A 14,325-nucleotide genomic window follows, 5' to 3' on the forward strand; every position below is an offset into this window, starting at 1 on the left:
GGCGTGATCGATATCAACGAGTCCGTGATGCAGTTCCTTCTGGCGTTCGTCGTCGCCGGGCCGCTCCTCGGCGCGGCCGCCGCTCTCCTGCCGGCCCCACCCGGACTGAAGGGGAAGTCACCCGAGCAGGCCGTGCTCCGGCACGGCGTCACCGTCACCGGCGCGGTCCTCATCGCGGCGATCGTCCTCGCGCTCGGCTTCGACCACGACCAGCCGTCGAAAATGCAGGCCGGCACGGACATCAGCTGGATCCCCGCACTCGACGTGCGCATCCACCTCGGCATCGACGGCATCTCCCTCCCCCTCCTGGTCCTGACCGCGCTGCTGACCTTCCTCTGCGCGCTCTACTCGTACTTCAAGATGCCCGCGGGGCCGACTCCGAAGGCTTTCGTCGCCCTGCTGCTCGTGCTCGAGTCCGGCACGCTCGCCACCTTCGCCGTCCTCGACCTGGTGCTGTTCTTCCTCGCGTTCGAGATGGTCCTCATCCCGATGTACTTCCTCATCGCCCGCTGGGGTGGTGAGGGCCGGAGCCAGGCCGCCTGGCGATTCATCCTGTACACGCTGCTCGGCTCCGTGGTCATGCTGCTCGGCCTGCTCCTGATCGGAATCAAGGCGGGCACGTTCGACATGGTGGCACTCGCCACTGACAACGGCCGGTCGCTGACCACATCCGTGCAGGTCATCGCCGTTCTGTCGATCGGCATCGGGCTCGCTGTGAAGACGCCGATGTGGCCGTTGCACAGCTGGCTGCCCGACGCCCACACCGCAGCGCCGACCGTCGGCTCGGTCCTCCTGGCCGGCGTCCTGCTGAAGATGGGCACGTACGGATTCGTCCGGATCCTGCTGCCCATCGCACCGGACGGGTTCCGCACCTTCGCGCCCTACCTCGCCGCCCTGGCCGTCGTCGGCATCATCTACGGATCGCTGGCCTGCCTGGCCCTCGCCAAGCAGGGTGCGAAGGGCGACCTCAAGCGCCTCATCGCCTACTCCTCCGTCGGCCACATGGGCTTCGTCCTGCTCGGCATCGCCACGATGACCCCGACCGGCGTGAACGGCGCCCTGTTCGCCAACATCGCCCACGGCCTCATCACCGGCCTGCTCTTCTTCCTGGTCGGCGCCCTGAAGGACCGCACCGGCACCACCGACCTCGACACCCTCGCCGAGGAGACCGGAGCCGCCCTCTACGGCAAGGCGCCGCGCCTCGGAGGCCTGCTCGCCTTCGCCGCCGTCGCCTCGCTGGGCCTGCCCGGGCTGGCCGGCTTCTGGGGCGAGATGCTGGCCCTGTTCGGCGCGTTCCAGCCGGCGGAGGGACTCAGCCGCCCCGCCTTCCTCACCTTCATGGCGATCGGCGCGTTCGGCACCCTGCTGACGGCCGCGTACCTGCTGATCGTGGTCCGCCGCGTCTGCATGGGCGCCCTGCCCCAGGACGCCCCGAAACTCACCGACGTGCGCTCCTACGAGTTCGCGGCGTGGACCCCGCTCGTCGCCCTCACCGTCGTCGCGGGCCTGTGGCCCAAGGCACTCCTCGGCCTGAGCGACCCGGCCGTCCAGCAGCTCCTCGCAGGAGGCACCCGATGAGCTCCCCGGCCCAGCCCCTGGCCGCCTCGCTGGTCCAGTCCGTCGACTGGCTCGCGATCGCCCCGCCCACCATCGTGGCGGTCGTCGGACTCGCCGTCCTGGTCGCCGACCTGTTCGTAGCCGAGCACCGCAAGGCACTGCTCGGCTGGACGTCGGTGGCGGGCCTGGCCGCCGCCACGGCGATGCTCCTGCCCCTCCTGGACGGCGACCGCAGCACCTTCTGCCTGACCGGCGACGCCGCCGCATGCAGCTACACGGCCGACCGCTTCACCCTGGTCATCCAGTTCCTGGTCCTCGGTGGCGCCCTCCTCGCCGCCCTCCTGTCGGTCACCGCCCTGAAGGACGCCCGCAGGGAGCTCCCCGAAGGCGAGTACTGGTTCCTGCTGCTGTCCTCCGCGGCCGGCGCCGCCCTCCTGCCCGCCTCCCGCGACCTCGCGACCCTGATCGTCGCCCTGGAGGTCGCGTCCCTGCCCGCCTTCGCGCTGGTCGGCCTCAAGTACGGCGACCGGAAGTCCTCCGAGGCGGCGCTGAAGTTCTTCCTGTCCTCGGTCACCGCGACAGCGGTCAGCCTGATGGGCATCAGCTTCGTGTACGCCACCACGGGGACCCTGTACCTCACCCAGGTCGCCGACCGTATCCAGGACGTCGACGGGCAGTTCCACACGCTCGCCCAGACCGGAGTCGTCCTCACCCTCGTCGGATTCGCCTTCAAGACGGCCGCCGTGCCCTTCCACTTCTGGGTGCCCGACACCTATGTGGGCGCGCCCCTGCCGATCGCGGCCTACCTGTCGGTCATCGGCAAAGCGGTCGGCTTCAGCGGCCTGATCCTCGTCACCGTCGTGGCCCTCCCGTCGTACGCCGACGTGTGGGGCCCCGCACTGGCGGTCCTGGCCGCGCTCACCATGACCGTGGGCAACGCCGGAGCCCTGCGCCAGCAGGCCACGCGCGCGTACAGCGCGGTACGCCTGCTCGCCTGGTCCTCCGTCGGCCAGGCCGGCTACCTCCTGGTGCCGATCGCCGCCGCCGCGTACTCCGGGGACGCCGAGAAGTCGATCGGCTCCACCGTCGCCTACGCCCTGATGTACGGCGCCGTGAACCTCGGCGCCTTCGCCGTGGCCGCGCTCGTCGGCAGGACGAAGGTCCTCAACCGGGTCGCCGACTACCGCGGCCTGTACGCCTCCAGCCCCTTGTCCGCGCTGCTCCTGGCGTTCTTCCTCCTGTGCCTCGCAGGGCTGCCGCCGGGCATCATCGGCCTCTTCGCCAAGGTCACCGTCTTCTCGGCGGCCGTCGACGCCGGCCTCGGCTGGCTGGCCGTGGTCATGGCCGTCAACGTCGTCATCGCGCTCTTCTACTACCTCCAGTGGACGGCCCTGCTCTTCCGCGCCCCTGAGGGTGAACCCGAGAAGCACCGCGTTCCCGGCCCGGTCACCGCCGCGATCGCCCTGACCGGCGTCCTCGGCATCGCCCTGTCCGGCGCACCCCAGCTGGTCCTGCGCTTCACCGACACCGGGCTCTTCTGAACAGTCCGACGCCGGGCTCTTCCGAAACAGACCGACACCGGTCTTCCTGCAACAGCCCGGCACCGGGCCCTCTGCAACAGACCGGGCTCTTCGAAAACCGGCCGCTAACACCGCGCGCGTGGGGCACTCGCCCTCACGCGCGCGTGCCGCTGCCCGGCGCCGTCACCCGGACGGTCCACACCCGCCGCCGCACGCGCCAGGGAACTAGAGCCTCCCGCCTGGCGTTGACCAGTACGGGAAGGTCCACTGGACGTGAGACGCGGCACCAGTGGCACCGCAGACACAGCAAGCGAGGGTCCCCTGCCGCACCACTAGGAGGGCGTACCGTGCACCGCCGGCACAACGGGCTCAGGACAGCGATCCTCCTGGGAGGACTGTCCGCACTCATCATCGTCATCGGCAGCTTCTTCGGCCGCATGGGGCTCGTCATCGCCGTTCTGGTAGCACTGGCCACCAACGCCTACGCGTACTGGAACAGCGACAAGCTGGCACTGCGCGCCATGCGAGCCCGTCCGGTGAGCGAGTTCGAGGCCCCGGCGCTCTACCGCATGGTCCGCGAGCTCTCCACCCAGGCCCGCCAGCCCATGCCGCGCCTGTACATCTCCCCGACGGAGGCACCCAACGCCTTCGCCACGGGGCGCAACCCGCGCAATGCCGCCGTGTGCTGCACCGACGGCATCCTGCGCCTGCTGGACGAGCGCGAGCTGCGCGGCGTCATCGGCCACGAACTCAGCCACGTCTACAACCGGGACATCCTCATCTCGTCCGTCGCAGGCGCCCTCGCCTCCGTCATCATGTTCCTGGTCAACTTCGCCTGGCTGATCCCCATCGGACGCTCGGACGACGATGACGGCCCCGGCCTGCTCGGCATGCTGCTGATCATGATCTTGGGCCCGCTTGCCGCCTCGCTCATCCAACTGGCCATCAGCCGCTCCCGGGAATACCAGGCGGACGCCTCCGGCGCCCAGCTCACCGGCGACCCGCTCGCCCTCGCCAGCGCTCTGCGCAAGCTCGAACTGGGCACGAAACAGCTCCCGCTGCCGCCCGAGCCGCGCATCGAGACCGCCAGCCACATGATGATCGCCAACCCGTTTCGGCCCGGTCAGGGCCTCTCGAAGATGTTCTCCACACACCCGCCGATGGCGGAACGCATCGCCCGGCTCGAGAAGATGGCAGGTGGGAACCAGTGAGGACCATACTCAACGTCATATGGCTCGTCCTGAGCGGCTTCTGGCTGTTCCTCGCCTACATGCTCGCGGGACTGCTGCTCTGCATCACGATCATCGGCATCCCGTTCGGTATCGCGGCCTTCCGCATCGGCGTCTACGCCCTGTGGCCCTTCGGGTACACGACGATCGAGCGACGTGACGCGGGCGCGCCGTCCTGCGTGGGCAACGTGCTGTGGCTGGTCCTCGCGGGCTGGTGGCTCGCCCTCGGCCACATCGCCACCGGCATCGCCCTGTGCGTCACCATCATCGGCATCCCGTTGGGCATCGCCAACTTCAAGCTCATCCCCGTCTCGTTGCTCCCGCTCGGCCGCGACATCGTGCGGTCGGACGAGCCGTTCGCGGTGCGCTGACGGAAGGGCCGCAGGCCCGTCGACGACGTCCCCACTTTCCACAGGCCCGGGGTTATCCACAGGCCCGCCCGGTTGTCGGCGGCGACCCGCATGATGAACCCATGACCGCAACCGAGCAGTTGCCGACCCGTATGACGGCCAAGACCCACAACACTCGCCCGCAGGCCACCACTTCGCGCTCCGCATCGGCTGCCTCGGTGAAAGGCGCCAAGAGAGCCAGGCCACGCGGCTTGGAGGAACCCGGTTCACCCGGTTCGAGAGGCTCCTGAACGCCTGGCCTGGCCTACCTGGCTGACTCCGGCCCGGCTCGGCCCACCCGGCCCACCACGGCCCGTAGCGGAGGGGACACCGCCCCTACCCCCGCCCCGCCCCGGCTCTCATCCACCTTCGCACGACGTACGCGACCGCGCCCACCACCAGCACCCCGGCGCCCACCACCACCGACACCCCGGGCAGCGAGAACGCCAGCACCACACACCCGACCAGCCCCACCACCGGCACCAGCCGCGCCGCCGACGCCGAAGACAGCGTCCAAGCCGACGCATTGGCCACGGCGTAGTACGCAAGCACACCGAAGGAGGAGAACCCGATCGCGCCCCGCACGTCCACCGTGGCGGCCAGGACCGCGACCACCGCACCCACGGCCAGCTCCGCCCGGTGCGGCACCTGGAACCGCGGATGCACGGCGGCCAGCGCCCCCGGCAGATGCCGGTCCCGCGCCATGGCCAGCGTCGTCCGCGAGACCCCGAGGATCAGCGCGAGCAGCGATCCCATCGCGGCCACGGCCGCACCGACCCGCACCACCGGCACCAGCGAGGGCACTCCGGCCGCCCGCACCGCGTCGGCCAGCGGCGCCGTCGCATTCCCGAGACCGCCCGACCCGAGTACCGAAAGGACAGCCACCGCCACACACGCGTACACCACCAGCGTGATGCCCAGCGCCAGTGGGATCGCGCGCGGAATGGCGCGCGCGGGATCCCGCACCTCCTCGCCGAGCGTCGCGATCCGGGCGTACCCGGCGAAGGCGAAGAACAGCAGACCGGCCGCCTGCAGCACCCCATACGCCCCGCCCGAGGCCCCGATGCCCAGCCGCCTGGCATCGGCCTCACCCGACACCAGACACGCAACCACCACGGAAGCGAGGAGAGCCAGGACCAGCGCCACGATCACCCGCGTCAGCCACGCGGACTTCTGGACACCGCCGTAGTTCACCGCGGTCAGTGCCACCACGGCCGCGACTGCCACCGCGTGCGCCTGCTCCGGCCAGACGTACGTGCCCACGGTGAGCGCCATCGCCGCACAGGAGGCCGTCTTCCCGACCACGAACGACCAGCCGGCGAGATGCCCCCAGAACTCCCCGAGCCGCTCCCGCCCGTACACATAGGTGCCGCCCGAGGCCGGATACAGGACGGCGAGGCGAGCCGACGACATGGCGTTGCAGTACGCGACCACAGCGGCGACGGCGAGCCCGAGGAGCAGCCCGGATCCGGCAGCGTGCGCGGCCGGTGCGAGAGCGGCGAAGATCCCGGCCCCCACCATCGAGCCGAGTCCGATGACGACGGCGTCACCCATGCCGAGAGTGCGGCGCAGTCCGGGACCGGAGGCTCTCATGCGTCGCACCCTACTGATCAGTGCAACCGGTGGATGTGCCCCGCACGTCCTCCCCACCAAGACGGCGTGAACGGCGGGGCAAAGAGGCCGCGCTCGGGGCGCCCGACGTACGACGCACGGCCCCGGCCTGGCCGAAAGCAAGATCACATGGCCGGGACAGTGCGGGCACAGCGTGAAAGGGCAGGTTCACGGCATGACCATCATCAGCTGGATCATCCTGGGACTGTTGGCCGGAGCCATCGCGAAGTTCCTGCTGCCGGGGCGCGACCCGGGCGGTCTCATCGGCACGACCCTGATCGGCATCGCGGGCGCGTTCATCGGCGGCTGGATATCGGCTCGCTGGATGGACCACCCCATCACCAAGGGCTTCTACGACGGTGCGACCTGGGCAGCGGCGATCGGCGGATCGCTGGTGCTGCTGATCGCCTACCGGCTCCTGTTCGGGAACTCCCGCGACTGAGCGCGCCACCGACTGGTCGCCCCACCGGCCGACCGCGCCACCGACTGGTCGCGCAATCGACTGACCGCGCCACCGACGACAGCCGGCAGTCGAAGGCCGGAAGCCGGCAGCCGAGAAGGGTGGGCACCGGCGGCGCCCACCCTTCCTCGTATCAGTGCGGGCGTAAGCCCGAGGGCCGGACCTACCGGTAGTTCACGAACTGCAGGGCGAAGTCGAAGTCCTTGCCCTTCAGCAGGGCGATGACGGCCTGCAGATCGTCACGGTTCTTGGAGCTGACGCGCAGCTCCTCGCCCTGCACCTGCGCCTTCACGCCCTTGGGGCCCTCGTCCCGGATGGTCTTCGCGACCTTCTTGGCGTTCTCCTGGGAGATGCCCTCCTTGATCGACGAGAAGATCTTGTACTCCTTGCCGGAGAGCTGGGGCTCGCCCGCCTCCAGAGCCTTCAGCGAGATGCCCCGCTTGATCAGCTTGGACTGGAAGACGTCGAGGATGGCCTTCACCCGGTCCTCGGAGTTCGCCTCCATGAGGATCTGCTCACCGGACCACGAGATCGAGGCACCCACGCCCTTGAAGTCGTAGCGCTGCGAGATCTCCTTGGCGGCCTGGTTGAGTGCGTTGTCGACCTCCTGCCGCTCGACCTTCGAGACGATGTCGAAACTGGAGTCGGCCATGTCCTGTGGCTCCTTGTATCGGGGTGCGTATCGTGCGTACCGGCGTATGTGGGCGGTCGCAGGGCCCGTTCAGGTCCCGGGCCGCATCCGGCAAGCCTAGCCACCCGTGGCCCTCCGAGCGCCGATCAATCGGGTGGCGGAGCACCCCTCCGCATCGGGTATTGTTTACGTCGTTGCCACAGAGCGCCGCGGAAAAGCGGCTCGACGGGCAGCAAACCCCGGCGGTGTGGCTCAGCCTTCCCAGGTTCGAATCCTGGCGCCGCCACACTGGGGAAGACCCCCTCCGAACTGCGGAAACGCAGAGCGGAGGGGGTCTCTTCGTTGCGCCGGGGCACTGTCCCGCCGGGCTCGAAGACCGCCGAACACCTCGTCGCACAGTCCATCGGCTCCGTCCAGCGCCGAGCCGGAGAAGCCTCCCGTGACGAAGGTCATAAGGAGCTGCCCCTCGGCCTTCACCCCGCCTCACGAACTCATGCGGCAGACGCCCCCGTCGTGCCCCACGGCATGGGCTCTGCCCGAGGCTCTGCCCGACGACCGGGCGACCTGAGGACATGAACGCGTCAGATAGGCTGCCGCCTCTTTCAACGGCATGCTCCTGATGAGGTGTGAATGAAAACAGGCAGACGGACCGTCGCGGTGGCCACGCTCGTGGGGGCGCTGGGGTTCTCGGTGCTGAACGCGCCGACGGCTCAGGCGGCGGATACCGGTATCACCGTGTCGGGCATCGTCATCAACAACGGCAAGCCGATCGTCGTCGGCACGTCGAAGGAGGTGGAGCCGCCCATCAGTTTCGACATCGCCCTGCCTTCCGGCTACACCACCTCCAATCCCTCCCGTTACGACGCCTACCCCTTCCTCTACCGCGGCAGCATCAAGACGGCAGCCGACACGGGCGAGAACTTCATCCAGCCGGGCAGTTACACCTGCTACGAGACCGACTCCAAGCACGCTCACTGCGAGGGCGGCCTCTATATCGACCCGCACCCGAGCCAGGAGCACGTCGACTCCAACAGCGACGCCGCGACCTGGAAGGTCGGCGTCTCGCTGAAGTTGTGGAAGGCCGACGGCGGCCTCAAGACCGGGGAGCTGGAGACACGGTCCGCGACCGCCCAGCTCAAGCGCGCGGCCAAGGCCACCACCAACGCCTCGCCGGAGCCGGTCACCAAGGGCAAGCCGATCACCGTCACGGGCAAGGTGACCCGGGCGAACTGGAGCACGAAGAAGTACGACGCCTACGGCGGCCGTACCGTCAGCCTGCAGTTCCGCGCCAAGGGCACCGACAGCTACAAGACGCTCAAGAAGGCCACCACCAGCAGCACCGGAGGGCTGAAGACCACGGTCACCGCCTCGGTCGACGGCTACTACCGCTGGGTGTACTACGGCAACTCCACGACCGGCGTCGCCACCAGCACGGCCGACTACGTCGACGTACGCTGATGCCTTTCACCGGGCTCCTTTTCAACTGCGGAGACGCAGTTGAAAAGGAGCCCGGTGCTTTGTGCCGTTCCCCCGCGCCGTTACCCCGGGCCGTTCCCCCGAATGAACGGCACGGCGCGGCAACAGGCATGGATCTCACGACGGTTTTCAGTGCGATGCGCGGAACGAAGAACGCACAACGCAGCGAGCTGAACGCCAAGAAAAGAAGAGGGGGACGATGACCGGGATGCGCAGGGCCGCGCTCGCCCTGGGAGCCCCCCTTTTTTTGTCTGGGCCGGGCCGCCCCTGCCGATGCCGCCGCCCTACCAGGAGTCGCCCTCGTGGCGCCTGCCGGCGCCGGGGCCGGTCCAACCCCGGGACAGCACCGCTCACACCCGCCCGGACCAGGTCCGTGACGATACGGCGGCCGATATCGTCGACGCCGTCAACCGGCAGCGCGCCAGGGCCGATTGCGGACCCTTGCGGCTCCGCACCTCCCTCAACCGCGCCGCCCGGCGGCACAGTACCGACATGGCCCGCGAGCGGCGCCTCACCCACACCGGCAGCGACGGCAGCAGCCCCGCCGCGCGGATGCGGGACGCCGGCTACCACCCCGGCTACATCGCCGCCGGCCCCGGCACTCCCGAGTCCGCCGTTCGCACCTGGATCGACAGCTCCGAGCATCGGGACATCATCCTGACCTGCCGTTACATCCACACGGGCGTCGGCGTCGCGAATGGCCGCGGGGGACCCTGGTGGACGCTGGACCTGGCCGCCGGATATTGAGCCGGGCACTGCCCTTTCCTCGGTACACCACATGCGGGCCGCACCACTTGCCGCGGCCCCCCTTTCCATAGGGAAAGAGAGGGGGGCAAAAGGAAAGGCAAGGAGTCATCCGCTCCTTGCCACTCTCAACATATAGCGCACGGGGGGTCTTGCGGCAAGGCCCCCGTGGTGCCGCAGAATCTGCGACCTGAAGCCAGAAACAGGCGAAAACTGGGGTCTGTCTTGATTGATGTGATCATTGCCGGTGGTGGCCCGACCGGAATGATGCTGGCCGGAGAACTGCGGTTGCACGGCGTCGATGTGATCGTGCTGGAGAAGGAGGCGGAGCCGCCTCCGAACGTCCGCGCGCTCGGTCTCCACGTACGCAGCATCGAGGTACTGGACCAGCGCGGTCTGCTGGAGCGGTTCCTGGCCGAGGGCAAGACGCACCCGGTCGGCGGTTTCGCCGGCCTCACCAAGCCGTCACCCGACCGGCTGGACACCGCACACGGGTATGTCCTCGGCATCCCGCAACCCGTCACCGACCGCCTCCTGGCCGAGCACGCCGCCGAACTCGGCACCGACATCCGGCGCGGCCGCGCACTCGTCGAGCTGAGCCAGGACGGCGACGGGGTGACCGCCGAACTGGCCGACGGCACGCGGCTGCGCTCCCGCTACCTCGTCGGTTGCGACGGCGGCCGCAGCACGGTGCGCAAGCTGCTAGGCGTCGACTTCCCCGGCGAGCCCTCCAGGGTCGAGACGCTGCTGGGCGAGATGGAGTTGACCGCGTCGCAGGAGGAGCTGGCGGCCGTGATGGCCGAGGTCCGCAAGACCCATCTCCGGTTCGGGGCCATGCCGTTGGAGAACGGGGTGCACCGGGTCATCGTGCCCGCCGAGGGAGTGGCCGAGGACCGCACGGTCCCGCCGACCCTCGACGAGTTCAAGCAGCAACTGCGGAAGTTCGCCGGTACCGACTTCGGCGTGCACTCCCCGCGCTGGCTCTCCCGTTTCGGCGACGCCACCCGGCTGGCCGAGCGCTACCGCGTGGACCGGGTCCTGCTGGCCGGCGACGCCGCGCACATCCACCCGCCGACCGGCGGGCAGGGGCTCAACCTCGGCATCCAGGACGCGTTCAACCTCGGCTGGAAGCTGGCGGCCGCACTGCGCGGCTGGGCACCGGAAGGCCTGCTGGACAGCTACCACAGCGAACGTCACCCGGTGGCCGCTGCCGTGCTGGACAACACCCGGGCGCAGATGCAGCTGCTGTCACCCGAACCGGGACCGCAGGCCGTGCGCCGACTGCTGGCGGAGTTGATGGACTTCGAGGAGGTGAACCGCTACCTGATCGAGAAGATCACCGCGATCGCCGTCCGCTACGACTTCGAGGAAGGCCATGAACTGCTCGGCCGACGGCTGCGGGACGTGCGCTTGCGGCAGCGGGGCCGCCTCTACGAGCAGATGCGCGGCGGCCGCGGACTGCTGCTCGACCAGACCGGCGGCAGGCTCTCGGTGGCGGGCTGGGCGGACCGGGTCGACCACGTCGTGGACGTCAGCGAAGAACTCGACGTGCCCGCGGTGCTGCTACGACCGGACGGCCATGTGGCCTGGGCCGGTGAGGACCAGCGGGACCTGCTCGACCGGCTGCCGCGGTGGTTCGGAGCGGCAACCGGCTGAGCGAGCCTTCAACGGCCGATGGGGTGGGGGCCTTGAACGGCCGACTGGGTGGGGGCCTGGAACTGCCGACGGGGCGGGGGCGGTCAGACCCGCCGCCCACCCCGCCCGCGCCTCTTCCCCGGCGTGGGCGAGTTCGATGTCGTGGTCGTCCACGCCGGTGCCCGGGACCGCCAGCGACGCCACCCGGGGCGGGTGGCCGGTCGCGATGAGCGTGTACGCGCCGGGGTCCAAGTCGGAGGAGGCGTACGCCCCGTCGAGACCGGTCCGCGTCGTGGCGACCACGTTGCCCGCCGCGTCCGCCAGCGTCACCCGCGCGTCGCTCAGCGGCGCGCCCCCTCCGCGCACCGTGCCCCGCACCTGCGCGCCGGGCCACAGTCCCGCCGAAGGCCAGGACCGCGACGACGGCGTTCGCCCGTGGTGCCGCGGGCCCCCCGGTGCCGGAGGGTCGGGAAAGGGCGTGGGACATGGCCGGGCCTCCGCAGGGGCGTCAAGGAACAGCGCGACCCGACCAAGCCAGGGCCATTGATTGACTTAAGCAACCCGATCGCATGCATACCCGCGGCCCTGCAAAAGGGCGGCCCCGCAGGGGAGAGGCATGTCCGGCCCACCCGCGCGGCACACTTGCCCCATGTCCTCCCGCCGCAGAGTCTGCCCCGAGTGCCGCCGCGAGATCGCCGTCGTCGCCGGGCGGTACGCGCGCCACGACCCGCCCGGCGCCCGCGCGCACGGCGAACTCACCTCATGCCCGGGCTCCCGCCGCCAGGCCCGCCCGGGTCCTGAGCAACCCTCGTTGGACGGCTACACGGTCCCGGACTTCCCCGGCCAACTACCCCTGTTCTAGGCCGGCCCCGACCAGGCGGCCGGCCACCGGCGTCAGTTCCCCGCCACCGACCTCACTGCCACCGACACCGGCGTCGGCCCGCTGATCAGCTCCAGAGTGAGCCCGGCCGTCGCGGGGGTGTCCACCAGCTCCGCCAGCACGGCGGCCACGTCGTCGCGCGGAATCGTGCCGCGGCCCGTGTGTGCCTCCAGGCGTACCAGACCGGTGCCGGCGTCGTCGGTGAGCCCGCCGGGGCGCAGGATCGTCCAGTCCAGGTCGTCCAGCCCGCGCACGTACTCGTCTGCCTCGCCCTTGGCGCGCAGGTACACGTCGAAGATCTCGTCCCCCTGGTGGCGCGGGTCGGCGCCCATGGACGACACGATCACAAAGCGCCGTACGCCCGCCTTCACCGCCGCGTCCGCGAAGAGGACCGCCGCGGCCTTGTCCACCGTGTCCTTGCGGGCCACCCCGCTGCCCGGGCCCGCACCCGCCGCGAAGACCGCGGCGTCGGCACCCCTGAGCCGCTCCGCGACCTCGTCCACGGACGCCTGCTCCAGGTCGAGCACGACCGGTTCGGCACCGGCCTGCCGCAAATCGTCGGCCTGCTCGGGCTTGCGGATGAGCCCGGCTGCCTCGTCCCCGCGCGCGGCGAGCAACCGCTCCAGCCGCAACGCGATCTGACCATGACCACCAGCGATGACAATGCGCATGCCTTCGACCGTACGCCTGGACAGCACCACCCGCCGCACGACCTCGCCCACACCACGCCGCACATCCCACGGCACTTCGCCCCGCCCCGCCGCAGGCGCTACTGCTCTCCGCCCACAAAACGCCTCAGGCCCACGGCGCTCCGGCCCCGCTCCCGCCGCATGCCCTGCAGCACTCCGCCCGCTCCCACGCCCGCCCCGGCCCTACGGCACGTCCCCCCGCCCCTGCCGCGGCAGTCCCAGCTCCGCCGAAGCCGCCGAACTGCAGTACTCCCGCACCGCGCTGGTCCGCGCCACCACGCGCCCCTGGTGCACCACGATCCGGCTGTAGGCCAGCGACAGCACCCCCGCGAGCCGCTCCCCGCGCACCGCGAGCAACTCGGCCGGGAACCCCGCCTCCACCCGCACCTGGGGCAGCCCCAGCACCGCCCGCGCCGACGCGCTCACGGCGTCGTACGCCTCCTCGGGCGGCAAGCCGTAGCGCGAGGCCAGCAGGAAGGCCGCCTCCAGCGGGTCGCCACGCCCCACCGGGTTGGACACGTCCCGCAGTGCACCGCTCCCGGCGGCCACCCGCACCCCGGCCGCGCGCAGCAGCCGTACCGGAGCCGCCCCCCGGCGGTCGACGCCGCCGCAGCCGCCCTGCGGCAGGCACACCACCGCCACTCCGGCCGCCGCGAGTTGGTCGGCCGTCCGCGAGGCCACCTCGGAGGGCAGCCGGCCGAGGTCGCCGCACGGGCTCAGGGTCACGCCGGGGCGCAGTCCGCCCGCCATCGCCGCGAGCCGGGCCAGCCGGGCCGGGTCGCCGGCGTCCGTGTGCAGGTCGACCGGGCAGCCGTGCTCGGAGGCCATCTCCAGGACCGCCTCCACGTACCCCGTCGGATCCGGGTCGAGGTCCGGCCGCCCGCCCACCACCGAGGCGCCCATCTTCACCGCGTCCCGCAGCATCGCCAGTCCGTCCGCGCCGGCGACCCCGGTCAGCACCCGGGGCATCGCGACCGTCGTCAGCTCCGCCAGTCCGCGCAGCGACCGCCGCGCCTGCAGCACGGCCGTCAGCGCGCCCAGCCCCTGGACGTCCCCCACGCGTACGTGCGCCCGCATCGCCGTCGCCCCGTGCCCGAGCTGGAGCAGCGCGGCCTCCGTCGCCCGGCGCTGCACGTCCTGCGGTTCGTAGGAGACAGGACCTTCGGCGTCGGCCGACAGGGCCGTGTCGGCGTGGGCGTGCGGCTCGGCCGGGGCCGGCAGCAGCAGATAGCCGCTGAGGTCCACCCGTGCCCGGCACGCGCGCGTGCCGCCCGCTCCCAGGCTGCCGGCTGTGCCGACCGCCTCGATGCGCCCGCCGCCCAGCCGCACGTCCACGGTCCGGCCGTCGGTGAGCCGCGCTCCGCACAGCAGCAGCGAGGACGGGTCGGCCGCGCCAGGCGAGGACGACGGGGGCGGTGGTGGCTGCGGCCGGCTGTCGGGCATCGCACTCCAGGGGCTCGGGCTGCGCGCGGGAGGACGCGTGATCACACAGAGTGAGACGAGC

The 14,325-nt window shown here is 70.9% G+C and carries 13 protein-coding genes and 1 pseudogene; 9 read left to right on the forward strand and 5 right to left on the reverse strand.

The window, feature by feature from the left end; genetic code table 11:
* The first annotated feature begins 3 nt into the window (after positions 1–3).
* The 4 genes from IE153_RS21525 to IE153_RS21540 all read left to right on the forward strand — a co-directional run bounded on the left by IE153_RS21525 (position 4) and on the right by IE153_RS21540 (position 4,677).
* Positions 4–1,578 carry a complex I subunit 4 family protein gene (locus IE153_RS21525; RefSeq protein WP_189591494.1) on the forward strand — a complete coding sequence of 525 codons (1,575 nt, stop codon included), beginning with the start codon at positions 4–6 and terminating at the stop codon, positions 1,576–1,578.
* Positions 1,575–3,098: an NADH-quinone oxidoreductase subunit N gene (locus tag IE153_RS21530; protein ID WP_189591495.1), complete on the forward strand. Its 1,524-nt coding sequence runs from the start codon at positions 1,575–1,577 to the stop codon at positions 3,096–3,098. Before IE153_RS21525 ends, IE153_RS21530 begins: the two co-directional genes overlap by 4 nt.
* Positions 3,099–3,424: 326 nt before the next feature.
* Entirely contained in the window at positions 3,425–4,288 is an 864-nt protein-coding gene (gene htpX, locus IE153_RS21535) for a zinc metalloprotease HtpX (RefSeq protein ID WP_030839782.1), read from the forward strand.
* Entirely contained in the window at positions 4,285–4,677 is a 393-nt protein-coding gene (locus IE153_RS21540; RefSeq protein WP_189591496.1) for a YccF domain-containing protein, read from the forward strand. The genes htpX and IE153_RS21540 overlap by 4 nt, the downstream gene beginning before the upstream one ends.
* 354 nt (positions 4,678–5,031) lie before the next feature.
* Here IE153_RS21540 and IE153_RS21545 read toward each other — a convergent pair whose 3' ends face one another.
* Complete coding sequence (locus IE153_RS21545; protein ID WP_189591497.1) at positions 5,032–6,288, reverse strand: APC family permease; 1,257 nt, start codon at positions 6,286–6,288, stop codon at positions 5,032–5,034.
* 193 nt (positions 6,289–6,481) lie between these two features.
* Here IE153_RS21545 and IE153_RS21550 point away from each other — a divergent pair, with 193 nt between their 5' ends.
* On the forward strand, positions 6,482–6,748 hold the full coding sequence (locus tag IE153_RS21550; RefSeq protein ID WP_030839776.1) for a GlsB/YeaQ/YmgE family stress response membrane protein: 267 nt from the start codon (positions 6,482–6,484) through the stop codon (positions 6,746–6,748).
* A 181-nt stretch (positions 6,749–6,929) separates the two neighbouring features.
* On the opposite strand, the gene IE153_RS21555 is transcribed toward IE153_RS21550, so the two are convergent.
* Positions 6,930–7,418, reverse strand: a complete 489-nt coding sequence (locus tag IE153_RS21555; protein WP_031108414.1) for a YajQ family cyclic di-GMP-binding protein — start codon at positions 7,416–7,418, stop codon at positions 6,930–6,932.
* A gap of 609 nt (positions 7,419–8,027) precedes the next feature.
* On the opposite strand from IE153_RS21555, the gene IE153_RS21560 reads away from it, so the two are divergent.
* The 3 genes from IE153_RS21560 to rox all read left to right on the forward strand — a co-directional run bounded on the left by IE153_RS21560 (position 8,028) and on the right by rox (position 11,273).
* Positions 8,028–8,855, forward strand: coding sequence for a hypothetical protein (locus IE153_RS21560; protein WP_189591498.1), 828 nt, complete (start codon positions 8,028–8,030; stop codon positions 8,853–8,855).
* Positions 8,856–9,146: 291 nt separating this feature from the next.
* Positions 9,147–9,620 carry a CAP domain-containing protein gene (locus IE153_RS21565; protein WP_189591499.1) on the forward strand — a complete coding sequence of 158 codons (474 nt, stop codon included), beginning with the start codon at positions 9,147–9,149 and terminating at the stop codon, positions 9,618–9,620.
* A 222-nt stretch (positions 9,621–9,842) separates the two neighbouring features.
* Positions 9,843–11,273: a rifampin monooxygenase gene (gene rox, locus IE153_RS21570; protein ID WP_189591500.1), complete on the forward strand. Its 1,431-nt coding sequence runs from the start codon at positions 9,843–9,845 to the stop codon at positions 11,271–11,273.
* A 114-nt stretch (positions 11,274–11,387) separates the two neighbouring features.
* On the opposite strand, the pseudogene IE153_RS21575 reads toward rox, so the two are convergent.
* Positions 11,388–11,648, reverse strand: a pseudogene (locus IE153_RS21575) (carboxypeptidase-like regulatory domain-containing protein); the annotation flags it as partial.
* Between the two features lie 253 nt (positions 11,649–11,901).
* Between IE153_RS21575 and IE153_RS21580 the strand changes: the two are divergent.
* Positions 11,902–12,114: a hypothetical protein gene (locus IE153_RS21580; RefSeq protein WP_189591501.1), complete on the forward strand. Its 213-nt coding sequence runs from the start codon at positions 11,902–11,904 to the stop codon at positions 12,112–12,114.
* Positions 12,115–12,146: 32 nt separating this feature from the next.
* Here IE153_RS21580 and IE153_RS21585 read toward each other — a convergent pair whose 3' ends face one another.
* Complete coding sequence (locus tag IE153_RS21585) at positions 12,147–12,803, reverse strand: SDR family oxidoreductase (RefSeq protein WP_189591502.1); 657 nt, start codon at positions 12,801–12,803, stop codon at positions 12,147–12,149.
* A 201-nt stretch (positions 12,804–13,004) separates the two neighbouring features.
* Positions 13,005–14,264 carry an amidohydrolase family protein gene (locus IE153_RS21590; protein ID WP_189591503.1) on the reverse strand — a complete coding sequence of 420 codons (1,260 nt, stop codon included), beginning with the start codon at positions 14,262–14,264 and terminating at the stop codon, positions 13,005–13,007.
* Positions 14,265–14,325: the final 61 nt, after the last annotated feature.

It is taken from the genome of Streptomyces massasporeus (genome assembly GCF_014648995.1).
GTDB classification, from domain to species: Bacteria; Actinomycetota; Actinomycetes; order Streptomycetales; family Streptomycetaceae; genus Streptomyces; species Streptomyces massasporeus.